The sequence below is a fragment of the Bacteroidota bacterium genome, assembly GCA_008933805.1.
Lineage (GTDB): Bacteria > Bacteroidota > Bacteroidia > UBA8524 > UBA8524 > SB11.
Window position 1 is genome coordinate 189383 of record WBUH01000005.1, and the last position, 21746, is coordinate 211128.

22 protein-coding genes and 1 tRNA gene are annotated in these 21746 nt (G+C 40.5%); 13 read left to right on the forward strand and 10 right to left on the reverse strand.

The window, feature by feature from the left end; translation table 11 throughout:
• The first annotated feature begins 73 nt into the window (after positions 1–73).
• The 5 genes from F9K23_07150 to F9K23_07170 all read left to right on the forward strand — a co-directional run bounded on the left by F9K23_07150 (position 74) and on the right by F9K23_07170 (position 3888).
• On the forward strand, positions 74–469 hold the full coding sequence (locus F9K23_07150) for a hypothetical protein (GenBank protein KAB2916971.1): 396 nt from the start codon (positions 74–76) through the stop codon (positions 467–469).
• Complete coding sequence (locus tag F9K23_07155) at positions 432–1715, forward strand: phage portal protein (GenBank protein KAB2916972.1); 1284 nt, start codon at positions 432–434, stop codon at positions 1713–1715. The genes F9K23_07150 and F9K23_07155 overlap by 38 nt, the downstream gene beginning before the upstream one ends.
• A gap of 41 nt (positions 1716–1756) precedes the next feature.
• Complete coding sequence (locus F9K23_07160) at positions 1757–2332, forward strand: hypothetical protein (GenBank protein ID KAB2916973.1); 576 nt, start codon at positions 1757–1759, stop codon at positions 2330–2332.
• 69 nt (positions 2333–2401) lie between these two features.
• On the forward strand, positions 2402–3616 hold the full coding sequence (locus F9K23_07165; protein ID KAB2916974.1) for a hypothetical protein: 1215 nt from the start codon (positions 2402–2404) through the stop codon (positions 3614–3616).
• Positions 3613–3888, forward strand: coding sequence for a hypothetical protein (locus F9K23_07170; GenBank protein ID KAB2916975.1), 276 nt, complete (start codon positions 3613–3615; stop codon positions 3886–3888). Before F9K23_07165 ends, F9K23_07170 begins: the two co-directional genes overlap by 4 nt.
• A gap of 11 nt (positions 3889–3899) precedes the next feature.
• On the opposite strand, the gene F9K23_07175 is transcribed toward F9K23_07170, so the two are convergent.
• Positions 3900–4538 carry a methionyl-tRNA formyltransferase gene (locus F9K23_07175; GenBank protein ID KAB2916976.1) on the reverse strand — a complete coding sequence of 213 codons (639 nt, stop codon included), beginning with the start codon at positions 4536–4538 and terminating at the stop codon, positions 3900–3902.
• Positions 4539–4568: 30 nt separating this feature from the next.
• Complete coding sequence (locus F9K23_07180) at positions 4569–6800, reverse strand: bifunctional (p)ppGpp synthetase/guanosine-3',5'-bis(diphosphate) 3'-pyrophosphohydrolase (protein KAB2917024.1); 2232 nt, start codon at positions 6798–6800, stop codon at positions 4569–4571.
• A 125-nt stretch (positions 6801–6925) separates the two neighbouring features.
• On the opposite strand from F9K23_07180, the gene F9K23_07185 reads away from it, so the two are divergent.
• From F9K23_07185 to F9K23_07205, 5 genes are all read left to right on the forward strand, one after another.
• Positions 6926–7007, forward strand: a tRNA-Leu gene (locus F9K23_07185).
• Positions 7008–7368: 361 nt separating this feature from the next.
• Positions 7369–8160, forward strand: coding sequence for a hypothetical protein (locus F9K23_07190; protein ID KAB2916977.1), 792 nt, complete (start codon positions 7369–7371; stop codon positions 8158–8160).
• Between the two features lie 619 nt (positions 8161–8779).
• Entirely contained in the window at positions 8780–9592 is an 813-nt protein-coding gene (locus F9K23_07195) for a hypothetical protein (GenBank protein ID KAB2916978.1), read from the forward strand.
• Positions 9589–10233, forward strand: coding sequence for a response regulator transcription factor (locus F9K23_07200; protein ID KAB2916979.1), 645 nt, complete (start codon positions 9589–9591; stop codon positions 10231–10233). Before F9K23_07195 ends, F9K23_07200 begins: the two co-directional genes overlap by 4 nt.
• Before the next feature lie 145 nt (positions 10234–10378).
• On the forward strand, positions 10379–10798 hold the full coding sequence (locus F9K23_07205) for a response regulator (protein ID KAB2916980.1): 420 nt from the start codon (positions 10379–10381) through the stop codon (positions 10796–10798).
• On the opposite strand, the gene F9K23_07210 is transcribed toward F9K23_07205, so the two are convergent.
• A complete protein-coding gene (locus F9K23_07210) occupies positions 10791–12158 on the reverse strand; it encodes an MATE family efflux transporter (GenBank protein KAB2916981.1) in 1368 nt (455 codons plus the stop codon). The two genes, F9K23_07205 and F9K23_07210, sit on opposite strands and share 8 nt — an antisense overlap.
• Positions 12159–12170: 12 nt before the next feature.
• Entirely contained in the window at positions 12171–12434 is a 264-nt protein-coding gene (locus F9K23_07215) for a hypothetical protein (protein ID KAB2916982.1), read from the reverse strand.
• Between the two features lie 110 nt (positions 12435–12544).
• On the opposite strand from F9K23_07215, the gene F9K23_07220 reads away from it, so the two are divergent.
• Positions 12545–13204: a MarR family transcriptional regulator gene (locus tag F9K23_07220; protein KAB2916983.1), complete on the forward strand. Its 660-nt coding sequence runs from the start codon at positions 12545–12547 to the stop codon at positions 13202–13204.
• Here F9K23_07220 and F9K23_07225 read toward each other — a convergent pair.
• From F9K23_07225 to F9K23_07240, 4 genes are all read right to left on the reverse strand, one after another.
• A complete protein-coding gene (locus tag F9K23_07225; protein ID KAB2916984.1) occupies positions 13191–13544 on the reverse strand; it encodes an MmcQ/YjbR family DNA-binding protein in 354 nt (117 codons plus the stop codon). The two genes, F9K23_07220 and F9K23_07225, sit on opposite strands and share 14 nt — an antisense overlap.
• Before the next feature lie 4 nt (positions 13545–13548).
• Positions 13549–14301 (reverse strand): DUF4197 domain-containing protein, encoded by a 753-nt coding sequence (locus F9K23_07230; protein KAB2916985.1) that lies wholly within the window; start codon positions 14299–14301, stop codon positions 13549–13551.
• A 19-nt stretch (positions 14302–14320) separates the two neighbouring features.
• The gene (locus F9K23_07235; GenBank protein ID KAB2916986.1) at positions 14321–15058 is read right to left on the reverse strand and encodes a DUF4197 domain-containing protein; all 738 of its coding nucleotides are present in this window, start codon (positions 15056–15058) and stop codon (positions 14321–14323) included.
• 88 nt (positions 15059–15146) lie between these two features.
• Entirely contained in the window at positions 15147–16055 is a 909-nt protein-coding gene (locus tag F9K23_07240) for a hypothetical protein (protein ID KAB2916987.1), read from the reverse strand.
• A gap of 300 nt (positions 16056–16355) precedes the next feature.
• Here F9K23_07240 and F9K23_07245 point away from each other — a divergent pair, with 300 nt between their 5' ends.
• Positions 16356–17663, forward strand: a complete 1308-nt coding sequence (locus F9K23_07245) for an MFS transporter (GenBank protein ID KAB2916988.1) — start codon at positions 16356–16358, stop codon at positions 17661–17663.
• Between the two features lie 413 nt (positions 17664–18076).
• Entirely contained in the window at positions 18077–19360 is a 1284-nt protein-coding gene (locus F9K23_07250) for an aminotransferase class V-fold PLP-dependent enzyme (GenBank protein KAB2916989.1), read from the forward strand.
• 53 nt (positions 19361–19413) lie between these two features.
• On the opposite strand, the gene F9K23_07255 is transcribed toward F9K23_07250, so the two are convergent.
• Both F9K23_07255 and F9K23_07260 read right to left on the reverse strand, forming a co-directional pair.
• Positions 19414–20094 carry an outer membrane lipoprotein carrier protein LolA gene (locus F9K23_07255; GenBank protein KAB2916990.1) on the reverse strand — a complete coding sequence of 227 codons (681 nt, stop codon included), beginning with the start codon at positions 20092–20094 and terminating at the stop codon, positions 19414–19416.
• A 160-nt stretch (positions 20095–20254) separates the two neighbouring features.
• Entirely contained in the window at positions 20255–21454 is a 1200-nt protein-coding gene (locus F9K23_07260) for an acetyl-CoA C-acyltransferase (GenBank protein ID KAB2917025.1), read from the reverse strand.
• Between the last annotated feature and the right edge of the window lie 292 nt (positions 21455–21746).

Consider the following 21746-nt stretch of genomic DNA (forward strand, 5'->3'; position numbering starts at 1 on the left):
CCTAAAATGTAGAGATATACATTACTTTATAATTTTTTTTGAAACAAAAACATCCCGTGCCAATTACAGGGGGATGATACTGATAAATAAAGGCACCAACAACTTGGTTATCTTCACTCTGAAGGAAAAAACCACCCGCCCCAATCCTAAATACCTCTTCGAGTTTAGTAACTCTCAAACTAACGAAAGTATTACTTGTATCGCAGCCGATACCTCTGACTACCCCGAGCGTTATAATAGTTTTGAGATAGTAGAAATTACCAGCCCCAGCCCGCTGCTAGCACAGGTAGAGCTTACCCCCTCAGGTTTTTGGGAATACAAGGTATATGCTCAAGACAGTGCTACAAACTTACAACCCGCCAATGCCGACGAACTGGTTGAAACAGGGTTAGCCTACGTGGTGGGCACCGCTGAAACCACCTATACTTATAATGACCAACCCACTAACGCATTTATATACAATGGATAAGCAAAAACACTTTTTTACAACCTTGCAAGTGCCTACGTGGCATAAACCGCCCCGATTTAAGGAAAGCCGCCGTTTCGATTGGGTTAATTATGGTGAAGCGAACGATTACCCCGACTATCTGATAAATCTTTTTAACGGTTCGCCTACCCATCAAGCCATTGTGAGCGGCAAAAAAGATTATATTTTTGGTAAAGGGGTAGAAATACCCAATAGCCCAAACACCGCTGATGCTGCTAAACTGCAACAGTTAATTCACAGAGCCAACCGCTTCGAATCGTTGAACCAATTGCTTGAAAAATTGATTCTAGATTATGAGCTTTTTAATGGTTTCGCTGTAAAAATCTACCAAAACATTGTTACAGGTAAGATTAGCGAGATGTACCACGTAGATTGGGCTACTTGCCGTATCAACGAAGACGCATCGGTAATTTACACTTCAAAACAGTGGACTGAGCAACAGTCGCTAACGAACAAGTTTGCTGGAAGTACCCGTCAACCGGAAGACTTAAGAGGCCTCCCCGCTTTCGATATCAACGTTCCTCAGCGTGAAAGCATTTTGTATTTCCGTGAGTATAGCCCACAAATGAAGGTGTATCCATTACCGGGTTATTTAGGTTGCAATGCTTCCATTGAAACCGAAATAGAAATCAGTAACTTTCATCTAAACAACATAAAAACAGGGTTTTCTGCAGGCACCCTGCTTACATTTACTAACGGTGTGCCCACCGAAGATGAGCAACGGGATATTGAACGTCAGGTAAAGCGCAAAGTGGCGGGAACGGATAATGCGGGTGAAATTATATTATACTTTACAGACGGTGTAGAAAGTACCCCTCAAATATTACAACTGCGCCCCAACGATCTTGATAAACAGTACGACCAACTTAAACAAACAGTAATGGACACCATTTTTGTGGGTCATAAAGTTACCAGCCCAATGTTGTTTGGTGTTAGGGCACCCGGCCAACTGGGAGGAAGAAATGAACTAAGGGAAGCTTACGAATTGTTTCAAAACACCTACGTCAACAAACGCAGGCAAACTATTGAGCAATTGTTGAAAAACCTTGCTGAAACCAATGGCATCAGTACGCCATTATGCCTTACTCCAACCGAACCGATCGGTTTAGGAATGTTGTTGAGCGAGCAGGACATTAGTGAAGTACTTACTTCTGATGAAAAACGTCGCTACTTGGCACAAATAGGTTTCCCTATCACTGTCAGCGATCCATCAATTGCAGATAATTAATCCATTACAAATTTTCTTACACTATCAATTAGCAAATCCTTATGGAACAGGTCTATTTTATATCCGCCGACAGGCTGAAAGAAGATACCGTGATTAATGAGAACACGGATAATAAGTTAATCTCACCCACAATACTCATGGTGCAGGATATTTATATACAGGGTATTATCGGCACCTCATTATACAACGAGTTGAGAACTCAGGTAAAGGCCGACACTGTAACAGCCCTTAACCAAACATTGCTTAATGACTATTTACAACCGGCTATAAAACACTATTGTATGGCCGAACTGTGTCTGCCGCTTACGTATAAGTTCATGAATAAATCCATCGTAACAAAAAATAGCGAGAACAGTGTTACTGCCTCACCGGAACAACTAAGTCAGATAAAAAACTATTACCTGAACCATGCGGAATGGTACGCGAAACGTATTGTAAAATACCTGCAGCAAAATCAATCTAAATACCCTTTATGGCTGAGCGGAAATACTACTATTGATGCCATTCACCCAAGAATCAACACTTATCACACAGGTATGTTTTTGGGAAATACTCGTGGGAATTCATTCTCAACCTCATTACCTATTGATAACGGCGAAAACAATTGTTGCGAATAGTTATGAATGAAAAGAGAATAAAAAAAGAAAACATCCAAAAATTACTCAATTATCTAGAAAAGAAAGACCATGCAGTTTCAGACAAAAAATCAGGTAATAACAAAACTAAGGCAACTGGCTGAAAGTCATTTACTAGTCCGTGGGTTTGGCTATGGTGACCGTTGGGAACTTGAATCAGCTATGACCAAAGTGGATGGTACAACAATCGGACTCACCCATCCTTCAAAGCAGCCGTTTATGTGGGTTACCCCCATAATAGCCCGTGTAACCGAAGGTAGTCTCTTTTATGATTTTGAAATAATTGTAGGCGACTTGGTGAAACGGGATGAAAGTAATGAACTGGAAGTGGAGAGTGATACTTTACTTATTTGTTTGGACATCCTCTCAAAACTAAACGATGAAAGCTATGAATGGGCTCTTTCAAAGCAAAGTAATCTTCAACCCTTTACCGAAAAGTGGGACAGCGAATTTACGGGCCACATTATGAATGTATCGCTGGAGTTTATGTTTGATTATGACTATTGTCAAGTTCCATTTACACGTCCGGATGAAGACATCACTGCATTTCTTGCGGCTACAGGCATTGACGATGAAACACAAATATTTGCCATTACTTATTTAGTAACGCAACTAAAAGAAAACGGACTTTGGAACAAAATGCACGCTCTATACCCGTTTGTAGGCGGTACGGCAAATAGGCACAGTATAAACCTAAAAAATCCGGCTCAGTATAAAATAACGTGGAGTCCAACGGGAGTGACCCACAACGCAAATGGTATAACCGGAGACGGAATAGCCGGCTATGGCGACACCGGTTATATTATCGCCGCTGCAAACAAAGACAACTTCCATATGTCAGCTTATATAAGGAATGATGTTAGTGCTGGGGCTAAATGTGCTATCGGAGGCACTAGTGACAGTAATGTAATTCAACTCTTACCGTTTCAAACGGGAAATCTCTTCCAATCTTCAATAAACCAAAATACTGCATCAACAGCTTCAAATGTTTCTTCGAAAGGAAATTATATAGGTAGTAGACTTGCCCCAAATCGTTCAATTGCGTATAAAAATGTCACAAAATTATTTGAAAACACCACTGTGAGTACTTCAACCCCTTCTGTTTCATTATTTCTACTTTGTCGGCATTTAAGTACTTCACAAACATATCTTTCAGATTTCAATATCGCACTTACCTCAATTGGCGAGGCCTTAAACGATGTAGAGTCAATCAACTTCCTTGCAATTACACAACAATATGAAACCTATTTAAATAGACAACTATGATAAACTGGAATTTGTTAATAACCATTTTAGGATCTGGCTCAGGAGGTGCATTACTATTAAAAGTGATCGAAATTTATTTTTTACCCAAGAAAGTACAAAAAGAGTTTGATGAAAAGGTACGAGATGAATTATGGGACAGAATAAAAAACCTTGAGGGCCGTATTGATGAACAGAACAAGATGATCGTAGAGGTAATGAAAGAAAATGCCAGCTTAAAAGCTGAGGTAAGCATATTACGCCTAGAAAACGCAAAGCTTAAAGATGACCCATAACTAATTATTAATTACAAAGTCGTTTCCTTATATATTTTAAGAATATATTTTACACCATTTATTTCAAACCAAGCTGGATAGCGTTCATTATCGCTAACTCGAAGGAGGTTAAATTGCTCCTTGATAGACTTATCGATATTTAAACGACTATCTTCGGGTCTACGTCGTGGATAAAAGCTCTCTTCACCATATTGTGGTTTACCAACTACATCTGGATATTTTTTAATAAAGCTAACAACCAGTTTTAGTGTTACTGTCCCTTGCTTCTCCCTCAATTCATCAACCAATTCAAGCCCATCCAATTCCATAGTCTCTTGGCCATATACACATCCGTCATCGACTTTTGAAGTTGCTTCAAAAAGTGTTACTGGAATTATTCCTTTTCCCTCTATGACTTGCCATGTCATTGGTGACCAGCCCTTGCCTTGGGGCAAGGCACTTTCATGAACGACAAGGTTATTTTTATTAAGGTGTAAATTTTTGAATATCCTTTCACACGATAACATTACCAAGATATCACCTTCTCTAACATCTTGATGATCATGCAGTAAATACACATCATGACCCAAAGAAATAATTTGATTCCTCAATTCCTTCGCATATGGTATTATCCATGAATGAATATTATCACATAATATTTGTATGAGCATTCTCTATTATCCTATTCAATATCCGTCAAATCAATTTACGTCTATCCTGTTTACATTCACAGTAGGTAGGGCTACCTTAATGCGCTGAATAAGCGTATTAAGGTGTTCTGTATCACTGATGAATAACATTATTCGTCCGTCAAAAGTACCATCTTCGTGCGATTCAACAGTTATCGATTTCATGTTAACAGCCAAATCTTTTGATACAACGTCTGTTATTTTGCTGATTACCCCCACACTGTCAATCCCGGTAATATGGACTCCAGCCAAAAAGGATTGGTCGCTTTTGATGGGTGAATGCGCCCATTGTGCCTTGATAATCCGGTAGCCATAATTACTCATCAAGCGTATTGCATTGGGGCAGCTGGTACGATGGATTTTTACTCCTTCTCCAACAGTTATAAAACCGAAAATTTCATCCCCGGGAATAGGAGAGCAGCATTTAGCAAAATCATACGGCAAATCATCGTAGTCATCTCCTAATATTATTTCATTAGCCGCCCTTACTTTAGGTTTTTTTGGCGGCTTAACCTGTCCTGTTGCAGCTTGCTCTTGTTTGGGTTCCTTACGCTGCGGATTGTTAATCGTATCGAAAACATTTACCAAATCAAGTTTGTCTTTATCAAACTTACCTGTTGCTATGCTATACAACAAATCCAACGATGAAGGGAAGCGGTAAAAATTAGCCAACAAATTCAAGTTTTCATTTGTAAACGCAATTTTGTTATGCCTGAATTTACGTTCAAGCATCTCTTTAGCGTCTTCTGCTACCCGTTTCTTTTCTTCACGAAGTATCTGCTTGATTTTTGATTTTGCCTTGGCAGTTACCACAAAGTTTATCCAGTCTTCGCTAGGTTTCTGTCGACTGGCGGTAAGTATTTCAACCTGGTCGCCATTACTCAACCTATGGTTAATAGGTACCAGTTTATTATTCACCTTTGCACCTATACATCTATATCCCACATCAGAGTGAATATCAAAAGCAAAATCCAATGCTGTACTGTTTGCAGGCAGTTTGCGTAACTCCCCTTTGGGTGTAAACACAAACACTTCTTCGGCAAACAAGTTCAGTTTGAAATCATCCAAAAAGTCTATCGCATTGGCATCCGGGCTTTCTAATATCTCTCTCACCCTTGCCAACCACGATTCTAAACTGCTTTCTCCTCCCCCACCTTTTGCATCTTTATATTTCCAGTGGGCGGCGTAGCCTTTTTCGGCTATTTCATCCATGCGACGAGTGCGTATCTGAACCTCTACCCAATTACCCTCAGGACCCATTACAGTAGTGTGTAAACTTTCATACCCATTGCTTTTGGGGGCTGATATCCAATCACGAAGTCTATCAGGGTTAGGGAAATACGAGTCTGTAACCATTGAATACACGTTCCAACAGTCGGCCTTTTCATCCTGCACCGGAACATCCAATATGATACGAATGGCAAACAAATCATACACCTCTTCAAAAGGTACACCTTGCTTGCGCATTTTATTTAAGATTGAAAAGATAGACTTGGGCCGGCCTTTTATCTCAAACGCATAACCCTCCTCTTCTAAGCGTTGCTCAATCGGTTCAATAAACCGTTTGATGTATTTATTGCGCTGTGCTTTGGTATCCTGCAACTTTTGCACGATATCAAAGTACATTTCAGGTTCTGAATACTTTATTGATAAATCTTCAAGTTCGGTTTTTATAGCATAAAGTCCCAGCCTGTGCGCAAGCGGGGCATATAAGTACAGCGTTTCTGAAGCAATTTTAAGCTGACTTTTTCGACTCATACTTTGCAGGGTGCGCATGTTGTGAAGTCGGTCGGCAAGCTTAATTAATATTACCCGCACATCCTCACTAAGAGTAAGGAGCATTTTGCGGAAATTCTCTGCTTGCAAGCTGCTGGTTTGGTCAAAAACGCCCGAGATTTTGGTTAACCCGTCAATAATCATGGCTATCTTGTCACCAAAATTCAGCCTGATTACTTCCAGCGTTATATCTGTATCCTCAACCGTATCGTGTAAAAGTGCACAAACTATGCTGGTTGTGCCCAAACCAATCTCCTGCGCAGCAATCTGGGCAACAGCGAGCGGATGGTATATATAAGGTTCGCCGCTTTTACGGCGCATATTTTTATGAGCTTCCAGTGCCATATCAAAGGCACTGCGTATCAATTGTTTATCACCTTTTTCAAGGTTATGCCTGCAAGAACGGAGCAAGTGGCGGTAACGCTTCAAAATCTCTTGCTTCTCTGCCTCAACGTCAATATCTATCATTGTTTGCGGTAATGCCATCAAAATTGGTGCCTGTTTATGGCTCTCTTCATCCGAAAGTAACAATAAAAAAACGAGAAAAACATTTGGATTTTTTAAAAGATGTATGTTACCTTTGCACTCCCTTTGCGGATGTGGCGAAATTGGCAGACGCACCAGACTTAGGATCTGGCGCCGCGAGGCGTGTAGGTTCGACCCCTATCATCCGCACAAAGCCCTTGAAGAAATTCGAGGGCTTTTTTATTTTATCGAAATCTCCTTTGCATTGCTGTTGTATTTTTCTAAATTGGCTATAACTAACTTATTGCTGTTTATGTTATTCCCTACCAAAAAACACGTAGATAGTTTGGGTGTAACCCCTTCCGTATCGGCTCGTGAATTAGTTAACCTTTGAACTACACAATTACCATTAACTAATCATGAGAACACACATCAACCTCTGTATCCCCGCAAAGCCAACGTAAGTTATCCTTTTGCAAACTATCAAAAAAGGGATACCCTATGCACCCTGTTTATGCAAAGGGAGCGGACACCGAAAAGCTTATGAGTAGGAACATCAAAACTTTAAACAATGAAAAAAATACTTTCAGAGAAATCAAGCTTAATAGAGGATTACCCCGTGTCCAAAAGATCATTTGATGATTTAAACAATAGTTTCAAACTAAGTTATACTAGACCGTATAGCTGTAATGGAGACATCTTGATAGATATAAATACTAACATTAAAAGTGATATAAAACTTAAAGTCCCTGTTGATATTATTATCACTCACGCATTACTTGATTTGCCTTTAACAGAAAGTGAAGGAATTGCTGCTTATTATATATTGAGGCAAAACGATAATAGTGAATTGTATTTTACTTATGCAATAACTCCAGCATCGTACAATGAAGGAATTGTGACACCAACCCCGCAACCAAATGGACAAGTAGAGTACTTAGTGCCCACATACAATGGATATGAAAAAATTAATCAAGCATTGTTTGAATCATATCAAGTTCTCTATTTTCAAAGTATTGAAATACGCGAATTTACTGGTAACAAAACTTATCGTATTAAAGATTTTGAAGCAAAATATGGAAAAAAGCACCCAACGAATACATTTTATTCCGAAAATGAGTTCTATTATTTTCATGAAAATAATAAAGAAATTGCGGTCGACACAACCTTATTTTATTTGACTTTCAACCACGGCGCAACGTATATAAAGGATCCTTATAGTGGTTCCTTTAAGGTTCAAACACCTGTTTTAATTTTCGAATACGACAATGTGCTGCAAATTAATAATATGAAGCTAAGTCCTGGTGAGCCATACAAAGCTAAAGCCCTCGATGTAGGCCGTCTTTGTCCCCCTGATTGCTAATGGAAAATATGTGGTATTTGGACATACGTATTCAAACATTTTTTACCCTTATGTGCGGTATAGTCGGTTTATTTAAAATAAACCGACTTTTACCCTTTGAAAAGCTCATATTATTTATTGTTTGGCAGAATCTCTTTGTGGATTTATATGCCACTTATTTGGCCTACAATAAAATTCCTAATGGGTGGCTATATAATATTCACCTCTTAATACAGCATGCTTTGACTCTAATTATTTACGCTGCTTTGTTTAAAACAGGATATAAATTAATGTTCTATACATTTATGTTTATGTTACTCGCCTCTTGTACACTAAATATATTTTTCTTCCAACAGAAAAATTTTAATAATTACACAATAACAGTGTCCTTATTTTTTATTGCAATTTCATCTTATTTCATAATACGAGACTATATAACAACCAAAGACGATCCGCCCGCCATGATACTTTTTTGGTTTGCACTCGGAAATTTTTTTTACCCAGTAATATCAATAAACGTTCTCTCCTCCATTAACATTCTAATTGATACAGATATTGATAATTCAATCGCTAGCAAATTATTTACTGTTAATTATTTTGGCTACATGCTTTGGTCTATTTTAATTACAATCGGATTTTTATGGGACTCGAAGAAAACAAAATCGCCTTTATCGTGATAGCCTCTACAATTACTGCTGCTTTATTGTTACTTGCTGTAATTGATTTATTCCTGCTATATAGGCACCGCAAACTAAAACACGAAAAAGAGCTTGATGAACACAAACGTCGTATCGATGATCTCCTCCAAAAACAAGAGGTGGAGAACGTTAATGCGATGCTGAAGGGGCAGGATGCGGAACGTAAACGGATTGCGCAGGAATTGCATGATCGGTTGGGCAGTATTTTATCGACGGTGAAGTTACATTTTAGTGCGGTGGAGGAGCAAATGAATGCGTTGAAACAGCAACAACATCAATCGTACGGGGAAGCTACGTTGCTGCTGGATGAAGCGGTGGATGAAGTACGCCGAATTTCGCACGATTTGTATGAAGGTTCACTGGCAAAATTCGGGTTTAAAACGGCCTTGTTGCAACTGATTGCAGCTATTGAGAAGGCAAATACGGTTAAGATACTGTTTATTGATAACGGGGTAGATGAAGGAACATATAAAAATCATGCGCAGGAGTTGTACCGCATAACCCAAGAATTGTTGAGCAATACACTTAAATATTCAGGGGCAACGGAAATTACTTTACAGTTGAGCCTTAAAGAACATACGTTTGGTTTTATGTATGAGGACAACGGTAAAGGGTTTGATAAAAAATATACTGAAACCGGCGGTGGTATCGGTTATAAAAACATTGCCGCCAGAGTAGCTAAATTGAACGGAAATTGGCATTTGGATACTCACCCGGGGCATGGTATGACGCTATTAATTGAAATACCTGTATGAAGCTTATTGATATTTACATTGCTGACGACCATAAAATGTTTACCGACGGGGTGGAGTTGATTTTAGCTTCAGAACCTGAGATTAATGTGCTTGGGGTGGCTCGAAACGGAAAACAGTTGTTGGGCTTGCTACATAGCCAACCGGCAAATGTGGTGTTGCTGGACATTACAATGCCTGAAATGGACGGCATGGCAACTGCCGAGGAGATTATGAAACTGTACCCCGCCGTGAAGGTGATGATGCTTACCATGCACAATACGATTGACCATGTAGTGCCGATGGTGAAAATGGGCGTGCACGGTTATTTACTGAAAAACACGGGTAAAACTGAGCTGGTGAATGCTATTAAACAATTGCATGAAAATGGTCAGTATTATAGCGGTGAGGTGGCTACAAAATTGGCTGCCGGAATCAGAGAGCATGAAGAAAAAACTATTAAACTGACAGCGAGGGAAAAAGAAATTTTACAATTGGTTTTTGACGGTTTATCCACCCTTGAAATTAGCGAGAAGTTGTTTTTAAGCCACAGAACGGTAGAAACTCACCGAAGCAACCTGCTTAGCAAAACCGAGACTAAAAACACGGCACAACTTATCAATTTCGGGTTAAAGAATGGTTATATCAACCACAAAGCCGAGTAAGTCTTTTTCGATATTATTTTATAACGTTTTTATTTTATAAGCAACATTTAGTATATTTACCTTGTGCAGTATATATTTTGTATTGCCATTTATTAATTGCCCTGCTTTAGGGTGCTGTGCTATTACTTATTCAATTTGTGTGCTTATGATTTCGAAAATTAACCTCGCGTGTTTAATAGACGATGATTCTATTTATACCTACACTATGGAGCGCATGCTTAGCATTGGCGGTTATTGCAACAATCTTATAGTTTTTAAAGACGGTGAGGAGGCCTTGGAGTATTTTAAATCAATAACAAAAGAAGCCGATAAATTACCCGATGTAATCTTCTTGGATGTGAATATGCCCGTTATGGGCGGGTGGGAATTTTTAGAAGAATTTACAAAACTAAAACCCACCCTGGCCAAAAACGTAACCATTTATGTGGTAAGCTCATCCGTATTTGCTTCGGATATTGAAAAGGCAAAATCTATCGCAGCGGTGTCTGACTATATTATCAAACCTATTACGGTAGAACACTTTGACCGCATTTTTGCCTTTCTAAACCCGCCTACCATTAATTAACCTTTTGCAACAATAACTGAAACTGCTTGCTCACCATCAGCATCAGTATTGCAAACACTGCAATTGCAATGATTGCTGAACCCCAATAAATACTATTTACGCCAAAGAACGCAGGCAGTATCAACATTAGCGGGAAAAACAATACAACTTGGTTTAACATTGCCACCATGCCGGCTTCTTTTCCCTTTTCGATGGAAGGCAAAAAACCTAACGACAGCATAATAAAGGGTTGCAATATCACGGCTCCTATGTTTATCCTGAAAAACAATATATCGGATGCAGTATAAGCCCCGCCGGCCAGCATACTGCCAATAACATTATCGGTAAATACCATCATGTATAACCAAATAGGCGCCAGAATAAATAACGAGTATTTTACAAATACCCCGAAAGCACTGCGCACACGTCCGTATTGTTTTGCGCCGTAGTTCATCCCCACAACGGGTTGCAAGGCTTTCATAATCCCCAAGGTAGGGGTCATTAATATGAACGAGGTTCGGAAAGCCGCACTGTAAAAGCCCATGTCTTTTTCGGTGCCGTATTTGGCTATCATGTTAAACACTACCAGCCCTTGCAACACATTCATTGCTAAAAAAATAAGGTTTACAAAACCCAACATCAGTATTTGCTTTTGCATGGGTTTATCAAAGTAAAAGGCCAACATCCTGCTTTTGAACGAAGCCTTACCTGAAGCAAAGTATATCATCGCTATTACGCAGTACAACAACATGGTAAGGTTAGTAGCCCAAGCAGCACCACTCACCCCCCATCCCAATACTTTTACTAAAAGCAGCTTTAGTCCCACATCTACCAAAAGACCAATGGCAGTGATGTTGGTTACCAATTTAAGTTTCCCTTCGCCACGGATAATGTTGGTGAGCGAAAGGCTGTAGATAAAGAAAAACGAGCCTAAAAGACTTTGCCTGAAGTACTGTGTGCCGTATTGCAATATTTCGCCTTCGCCACCCATCATGCGGATAAGCGGTTCGGCAAATATGTAGGATGGGATAAAATAGACCAAGGCAAATAACAACGACAGGGTGTTTACATTACCCAAAATACGTTGCAGTTTGTTTTCTTCGTTAGCGCCCAACATAATGCTAAGTGCTGTGCCCGCTCCATTGCCCACCATGTTGCCTATCCCTACCATTATCATGGATAACTGAAAGGCCAACGATACCCCTGCCAATGCATTGGGTCCGATAAAACGGCCTACAAAAATTCCGTCTAAAAAGTTGTTAAGTCCCATTAAAACAGCCCCTATCAGAGAGGGTATGGCAAGTTTCATAAACACAGTGCTCATCTTGCCCGTTAGTATCAGCTGCTTTTCGGTTTCGCTGATTAAAGGTTTCTTTTCCATAGTTTGATTGTGTTATAACTCTTCTATAAAGTACCCCAATTCGTAAACGGCATTTTCTACACTGGTTTGATTGAATGTGCCCACTATCCGCAGCACACAGTCGCAATCATCAATATCCACCCAGCAATGTTCAACACCAGCAATGCTTTTTAAAGTACACAGCACTCGAAAACGTTGATGCGCATCGCTGATGTTGGTTTTATATACCAATATCCTATGTACTGAATGTGTTGAAGCCAATCCTTCAAGGAAGGATGATTGAGCAGCTACTGCCATAATTTTGTTTCGTAACCGAATTAGTTGATGCAAATTTATATCGGTTGTGATGTAAATTACAAGGAAAACGAAATATATTTTTTATATTTGCATCGAAACCGAAGTATACAATGAATAAAACTGTTGAATTGGTGAACGAATGGGCACGGTTTGAAGAAAACCACCCTGATGGCAACGTTGAAGACTTTTGCCGCTACTATCTTATTAATAAACGAGAATCGACCAGTACGGGTGAGCTTTTTGGCGGCATGATGCCCCCACCTAATAAGCCTATACTATTGATGAAACTGATAGGACGCATTACCCGTTTGTTTTTGATGTATGCTGAAACTGCCAGAGAAAAAACGATACTGAAACAGTTTGAAGATTTTAATGTGCTTAATACCATTAACCATTTGGGTGAGCCAAGAAAAACGGAGGCTATTTATCACTCACTAAATGAATTATCTACGGGTATTGATATTTTGAACCGCTTGCGAGAACTGGAATACATTGCAGAAAAGGACGACCCGACAGATAAACGCTCTAAGCGTGTGAGCTTAACTTTTAAAGGCCGCGAGGTGCTGCACGGCTGTTATGGGGTATTTGGACGAGTGAACGAAATGATGGTAAAGGATATGAGCATAGATGATATTAATTTATGCGTGCAGTTGCTAAAGGGAATAGAAATAAAGTTTGCCGGCTTGTGGCAACAGCACAAGGGTAAAGACTTTGAAGAGATTTATAAAGAAATAATGGGTGAAGAAAATTCTAGCCCTACTGCTGTGTAAGTTCGGCTTGTACCTTTTTGGGCAAACCTGCCACTACTAAGTTATACGAATCGTCAATCCAGCCGCGAATTAGCTTATCATTGATACTGCCGTCCATTACCACGGTGTTCCAATGTTTCTTGCTCATGTGGTAACCGGCAGTAACCCCGTCGTATTGCTCACGGAGTTCAACAGCTTTTTCGGGTTCACATTTCAGGTTGATGCTTTCAAACGCCTGAACATCGCACAGGGCAAACATCTTTCCCATCACTTTAAACACCAATGTATTTTGGTCGAAAGGAAACTCTTCAGTTACCCCCGCTTTTGTAATGCAGTATTCGCGGTATTGTTCAATATCCATACAACTACTGTTTGCTGCCAAATACCCGCTCCAATATTGAGGTAACACGGTGGGCAGGGTCTTGACGTATCAGTTTTTCTTCATTGGCTATTTTTAAGAACACCCCGTCAAGTGCGCGGGCAGTAACGTGGTCGGTAAGGCTGTTTCCGGTAATTTTAGGAAACAGCGTGCCTCCCAACGAAGCCAAATTATAGGCACTTACCAAATCGGTGTACAGTTTCTCTGCCGACGTATTATAAATCAGCGGCTTGCCCAATGATGTTTGTATTTTTGGCTTAAAAGCCGCCTGTAGCTGAGAGTATGTGTTGGTTTTTAAGTAATCCGTTGCAGCAGTTTCAGCTCCGCGCAAAATGCCAAAAGCATCTTGTATGGTCATTTTCTTCACTGCATCGCTAAAAATAGGGGCGGCAGTGCCTGCGGCATCCTCGGCAGCGCGGTTAAGGGCTGTAATGGTTTTATCTACAAGGGCTTGCCCGCCGGGTATTTTGCCCACATAGTTCATAATGTTTTGGGCTTCGGGGGGCAACAACACTTTTATGGCCGCATCGCGCAAAAATCCGTCGGTAGCGTTGAGTCGGCATACCGCACTGTCCGTTCCCACCGTAAGGGCATTTTTCAATCCCCTTACTACTTCGTCTTGGGTTAGAGGCAAATTGCCCAAACTCCCGCCACTTTGCTCAAGAGCACTTTGCACCACATCGCACGATGAAAGCACACTAAAGCTCAGTACTGCTACTGCAATTTTTATAACCCTCATAAAAAACCGTTATTAACTATTACTTGGTAAATACCTTCTTCAAAATATCGCTCACACGGTGGTTTACATCGTTGCGTATTTTGCCTTCTTCAACCGCTACCTTTAAAAACAACCCGTCAAGCGCTTTGGTAGTAACGTATTCGCCCAATGTGTTTTGGGTGATTTTTGGAAACAATATTCCGTTTAGTGAGGCTGTATTGTATGCATCCACCAAATCAGTGTATAGTGATTCAGCAGAAACACCTCCCACTAATGGCTTGCTCAACGAGGTTGAAATTTTGGGTGCAAAGGCATTTTTTAGCGGGTTGTAAGTGTTGGTTTTCAGGTAGCCTGTGGCTGCACTGTCGTTACCATTCAAAATATTTAACCCGTCACCAATGGTGATATTGGTGATAGCATCCACAAAAATGGTGGTGGCTTCGGGGGCTGCATCTTCTGCCGCGCGGTTGATAGCCAATATGGTATTGTTTACCAACGTGCTGCCACCGGGTATTTTGCTGAGGTTATCAAATATAGGAGCTGCTTCGGGGGGAAGTAAAATTTTAACCGCTTGGTCTAAGAAATAACCGTCGGTAGCTGAAAGACGTTTTACCGAGGTATCCGTACCCACCGTAAGGGCGGCTTTCAAGCCTTTTACAATATCATCGTTAGTAAGTGCGCCGCTGTTTACGGCATTAATAATTTCATCGGCTTGGTCGCAAGACGAGAAAGGAACAGTGAAGGCCACAAAGCTAAGGGCAACGGCAAATTTTTTCATACGGTTTATTTTCAGTGCTAAAATACAACTTTAGTGCCTTTTTTACTTTACAGGTTAAAAGATTAGCTTTTTACCCAAATTGGATTGCCTATAGGTCTTGATACTTTACATAAATCTTACCTGTTTCAGAAGCCTTTCTACGCTTCTTATATAGCAAGTCTGTTAACTTAATTCGATTATCAAGAATTGCGACTATATCTAACCCATCCATAATAATTATTGATTTAAATAATGGATCTATCGCTTCGGGTGTAAGGCCATCAATTGTTACTAAAAGGCCCGCAGCATTTTTAAACTTTGTTTCTACTTTATGACAAAAAATAGCCAAATCACCTCTATCAACTTGCTTGCTCCACTTTGCTTCAAGAAGATAATCCGTTCCATCGTATGTGAATGCGCCATCTATTTGCTCTCCGCTAATTTTAAACGCCCCTTTAGGATCAAGCTCATATAATGCAAACAAATTATTGAGAAATTTTTCAAGTGCGAAACCTCTTTCTTGTTTGTTTTTCAACAATGAGAGCTCATCAAAGGACTTTTTTAATATTGCAATGTCATCTGCTAGGGATTTACTTTTAGCAATTTCTCTTTCCGCATCCTCCCTCCTCTTTTTTGCTTCCTCTTGCTCTTTTGTAATCTGGAAGTGCCCTTTTGTTGTTTCACGCAATCTAGCAACAGCGCTTTCAGCCCTTTTGCGTTTGGAGCCATCGGCATCCCAATAATCCAAGTTTGAAAAATCATTAAAGTCAGAAACTGCAATAAATAAATTCATTAAATCATTTTCGTAGATATCACGTCTGTTCAACATTCTCTCAATTAACTCCTTAACACATTCTTTTTTTGTTAGTTCCCAATTCAACGTCCCAACAATTGCTGAATTCTCAATTACAACTTTAAGATAATCTCTCAAATCCTCCCTTTTCCAATAAATTAAGGATAAAGCCTCCTTTATTGCAACTACAGAATTCGGTGAGAATTTTTTATTAGTACTACTCATATCTATGAAATACTCTGTAATTTAAATTAATAAATGTAAATAATTTAATTCCTATTAAGTTTTTGTTACAACATAGAACTACATCGTCCATAATTCATAAATGCTTAACAGATTTCCATCTTGAACAAAAGCGCACAACTTCTCAGTATACATCCCTCCTATGTTGGGAGATTTGATAGCTAGCAACTAATACAATTATAGTTATATACTATTAAACTCCCTTGACCCCGTAATAAAAGCACCCGAAACACACTAATAAATTTAACACCAAAACCTTACCTTGCCGTTGCAAAACAACCTATGAAAAAGAACGACCCTAAGGTGATAAAAGGCTGGGTAATGTACGATTGGGCCAACTCGGTGTATTCACTTACCATAGCCACAGCGGTTTTTCCTATTTACTTCGTTAAAACAGTGCCCGAAACCGTAAGCGTTTTTGGGTATTCGCTCACCAATTCAGCCTTGTACTCGTATTGTGTTTCGCTGGCTTTTTTATTAGTGGCTTTGTTATCGCCGCTACTTTCAGGCATTGCTGATTATAAGGGCAATAAAAAGGAGTTCATGAAGTTTTTTGTGTACCTCGGCTCTTTGTCGTGTGCGGCGTTGTGGTTTTTTGTTGAGGGCAGCCCTCTGTTTATGGGTACTGTTCCTTTTGTGTTGGCTACGTTTGCCTTTGCGGGCAGTATTGTTTTCTACAATGCTTATCTACACGAGATTGTAACTCCTGACCAAATGGATAAGGTGAGTGCACGGGGCTTCTCGATGGGGTATGTGGGCAGTGTAATTTTACTGATTATCAACCTTGTGGTAATGATGATGCCGGGCTTGTTCGGCTTGCCTGAAAAGGGGCCGTTGGGCGCGCAGCTTGCCTTTTTATCAGTAGGTTTGTGGTGGGCCGGTTTTGCCCAAATACCGTTTAAACTGCTCCCGCCCTCAGAAAATAAGCACCCGTATAGCAGGCAATTATTAATGCACGGCTACAAGGAGCTGAACAAGGTTTGGAAGCAGCTTAAACACATCCGCAGTTTAAAAATGTTTCTTGCTTCGTTTTTTGTGTTCAGCATGGCATTGCAAACGGTGATGTACGTGGCATCGGTGTACGGCGAAAAGGAAATACAACTTGAAACTACTAATCTTATCATCACCATTCTTATCATACAGTTGGTGGCTATACTTGGGGCAGTAATATTTTCAAGGATTTCATCGAAGTTCGGAAACATTGTGAGCCTATCTATAGCTTTGATTATTTGGGTGGGAATTTGCGTGGGGGCATACTTCTTACCTGCCAAAGATTATACAGGCTTTTACATTTTAGGGGCGGCTGTGGGCTTGGTAATGGGCGGTTCGCAGGCTATTTCGCGCAGTACTTACTCAAAATTGTTGCCGCATGATACAGAAGACCATGCTTCGTTTTTCAGCTTTTACGATGTAGCCGAAAAGCTATCCATTGTATTGGGTATGTTTGTTTGGGGACTGATTGATAACCTTTTTGATATGCGCAGCGGTATTTTGGCCTTGGTTACGTTTTTTGTTATCGGGTTGGCGTTGATGCAAACGGTGAAGGATGAAAAGCTGGCTCCTGCTAAAAAGGGGCATGGTGAATCTTAAAGGCATCGGGAATAAATCCCGATGTTATTGAGAGATAGCAGAGGGTGCTATTGTTGTTGCCTTTGTCGTCGGGAATAAATCCCGACGCTATTGAGAGAGGGTTACAACAGGGGGGGTCAACCCCCTGCTATTACAATTACCCTCTTGTAAAGGACTTAAGTCCTTTACAAGAGGGTAATTGTAATAGCGATAGGTTATTAACCTGTCGTTACAAAAAATCATTGTAAAACTTACTTTTGAGACAACCCGCTACTGAGGATGATGAATTGAAGTTGTTGAGACGCTTATTAATTGCCATCATTCCGTCGGGAATAAATCCCGACGCTATTGAGAGATGGCTGAGGGTGGAATTGTTGCTGTTGGGGAGTATCGATAGGTCTCCGTATCTATCGGTTTTATAATTATCTTGCTGTATGGCTGAAAACAGAAGAAACTTTGTGAAAAACATGGCTGTTATGGGATTGCTTGCACCTGCTTCGTCGTTTGAGTGGATGAACTATACCCACCAAACAGGTCCTACTTTTGATGAGCTTGAAAGTATCAAAGCTGCAAATGACGACGAGTTTTGGAAAACAATACAGCAATGCTTTGCCCAATCGGACGAGTTTATCAATCTTGAAAACGGATATTTCAGCCCTACTCCCCTACCCGTTTTAAATGCTTTTGTTGAGAACAACCGAATGGTGAATGCAAATTCATCTTTTTATATGCGCCGCAGAAAAGAGGACGACCGCGAGCGTGTGCGCCAAGAGCTGGCTGCTTTTGCGGGTGTGGATGCTGAAGAGCTGGCTTTACTGCGAAGCACTACTGACGGGCTTAATGTTTTGATACACGGCCTGCCGCTAAAAGCAGGTGATGAGGTTGTACTTAGCAACCAAGATTATGACAGCATGGTGGAGGCACTTAAACAACGTGCCCAACGTGAAGGCATTGTACTAAAAACTGCTAACCTGCCTTTGCAACCTGCCAACGACGAGGAAGTGGTGAATGCTTATCAGAACGCTATTACTTCTAAAACCCGCTTAGTATTGGCCACGCACATGATACATTTAACAGGGCATTTATTACCCATTAAAAAAATATGTGATATGGCACATGCTAAGGGCGTGGAGGTGATGGTAGACGGGGCGCATACTTTTGCCCATATTGATTTTAAAATACCTGATTTGGGTTGTGATTATTACGCCGCCAGCCTGCACAAATGGCTGTGTAATCCACTAGGTACCGGGATTTTGTGGGTGAAAAAGGAACATATTGAAAAGGTGTGGCCATTGTTTGGCGAAACCAGCCGGCCCAAAACCGATATACGCAAGTTTGAACGATTTGGGACCCATAACACAGCGATTCATCTAAGCTTGAGTGCCTCTATTAAATTTCATACCATCATCGGAAGTGCCCGCAAAATGGAGTATCTCCGTTCGTTAAAAAACTATTGGGTAGAACAACTTACTGGTGTGGATGGCGTAAGTTTCAATACACCCCTTCAAAACGAGCGTACGGGAGCCATTGCCAACTTTGCACTAAAGGGCTATACGCCTACGCAGCTTGCTGCCGCTTTGTATGATAACTACAAGGTATTTACGGTAGGCATTGAAACCCCGGCTGTGAACGGTGTTCGCGTTACTCCCCATCTGTACACAACCCGCCAACACTTGGAGGCTTTGGTAAATGCGGTAAAAGAATTAGCAAAAAAGTAGGGGCATAAAAAAACCGGGCAAGCCCGGTTTTCAATATATATAGTTACAATAACTTATTTCTTTTTCTTTTTGCGTAAATCAACAATGTCGTAGCCTGCTTTGCGTTTAGCTTCTACGTCCATTTCAAAATACTTTTTATCCAATTTCAAGTTGCTCTCTTGTGTAGTAATAGCGTACGATATTTTAACACCGTTTTTCTTAATGATTGTGCAGCTTGCTATTGTATTGGTGGCAGTATTTATTTTTAGTTTAACCTTAGAATAGTCTTTGGTATCTTTCCCTTCTTTTGGCACAAGGTCAACTACATCAAGGCTTTTACCGCCTTCGGTCACCTTTTCAACCCATACATAATCAAAGCCTTTTTCCCATAGCGAAAATATTTGCGAAGGCTGAATTTCGTTGGCCGATGGGTTGTAATCTTTAATGGTTACTTCTTTTACTTCTTTCTGAGCCGTCCAGATGGTTTTTCCATCACACATAATATCTTGGTCGGTCATCTCGATTTTAAACTCTTTGTTTTTTATCCAAATAGTTCCGGCCTGTGACACCTTGGTTTTATCGGGGTTTTCAGAAGTAATTGTAAAACCGGCTTTAATATTTTTATAACCTTTATAAGTTTTACTTAATTTATTTAATATTTCTTTTGCTTTTTTAACATTGTCCTGCGCACCAACAGGAATTGAGGCAGAAAATACCAGTGCTAAAAATAAAACTACCAGTTGTTTACTCTTCATTTGATGTGGTTAAGAATGGATGCAAATATATAAAAATCGGCAACTTTCGTGCCCTTTTGTCAATCAATGTTTGCACATTAATGGATACGGGGCACTCCAAATTCAGTATTGGATGCCCCGTATTTAAAAAGGTTTAATGAGGTGCAAAAAAAAATCAGGCTTATACTTTCTCGTACACAATGGCACTTCCCTGTCCTACTCCGATACACATAGTAGCAAGACCATAACGGGCTCCATCGCGTTTTTGCATTTCGTGCAATAATGTTGCTGTGATACGCGCTCCGCTGCATCCCAACGGGTGGCCTATAGCAATCGCACCACCGTTTACGTTTACTTTTTCAGGGTCGAGGTTCAAATCGCGGATACAGGCTATTGATTGTGAAGCAAAGGCTTCGTTTAGCTCTACCAAATCAAGTTCGTTGGTAGTTATTCCTGCACGCTTCAATGCTTTTTGCGATGCGGGTACAGGGCCTATCCCCATAATAGCAGGGTCAACCCCTGCCACTCCGTATCCGGCAATGCGTGCAATGGGTTTTAAATTGTACTTTTTAACTGCCTCTTCAGAAGCTAATAACAATGCCGAGGCACCATCATTTACTCCTGATGAGTTACCTGCGGTAACAGTGCCGTCTTTCTTAAATGCAGGTTTCAAACCGCCCAACACTTCAACGCTTGATAGACGGGGTTGTTCGTCTTTTGCAAACACAATAGGTTCGCCTTTGCGTTGAGGTATTATATAAGGCACAAGCTCTTGCGCAAACTTACCTGCCTCGTGTGCTTTTTGGTATTTGGCTTGGGTATTTGCTGCAAATTCATCTTGCTCCAAGCGGCTTATTCCCCAGCGTTCTGCAACGTTTTCAGCAGTTTCGCCCATTACATACGGGTAGTATAATGCCGATAGTGCAGGGTTGGTAAAACGCCACCCTATAGTAGTATCGTAAATTTCAGGCTGACGGTTAAACGCTTCGTACGATTTAGCCATTACAAAGGGGGCACGGCTCATGCTTTCTACCCCGCCTGCTATGTATAATTCACCAACACCGGCAGCAATGCTGCGGGCGGCTTGTTGTATCGCTTCAAGGCCGCTGGCACACAAACGGTTTACTGTAGCACCGGGTATGGTTACGGGCAATCCTGCCAGCAACAATGCCATACGAGCTACGTTACGGTTGTCTTCACCTGCTTGGTTGGCTGCCCCAAATATTACGTCTTCTATTTCGGTAACATCAACTTGCGGGTTGCGCTCAATCAGTTTTTTTATCACGTAAGCAGCCATGTCATCAGGCCTTATGGTTGAAAGTGTGCCGCCGTACTTACCAATTGGAGTGCGAAGAGCATCTATCACATATACAGTTTTCATGCTAAAGGAGTTTGTAAAATCGCGGGCAAAGATAACCATTGCCCGTGGGTATTTCACACTTGTTCTTTACCGTTACCTTTTGTGTTTGGGATATGCCATTATGCTATTGTAAGTGGTTGTTTTACTTTCGCTTATAATACAAGGTGTTTATTTCATAAATTTGAACACATTCCACTATAAATCAATCATATAATTCAAAATAAATTACGTTCATCCATTGCCTTATTTACTCATATTATCAAACAATTAACTCCATATTTACAGCAAATTTTCAAACAGTTTACTTTTGTCC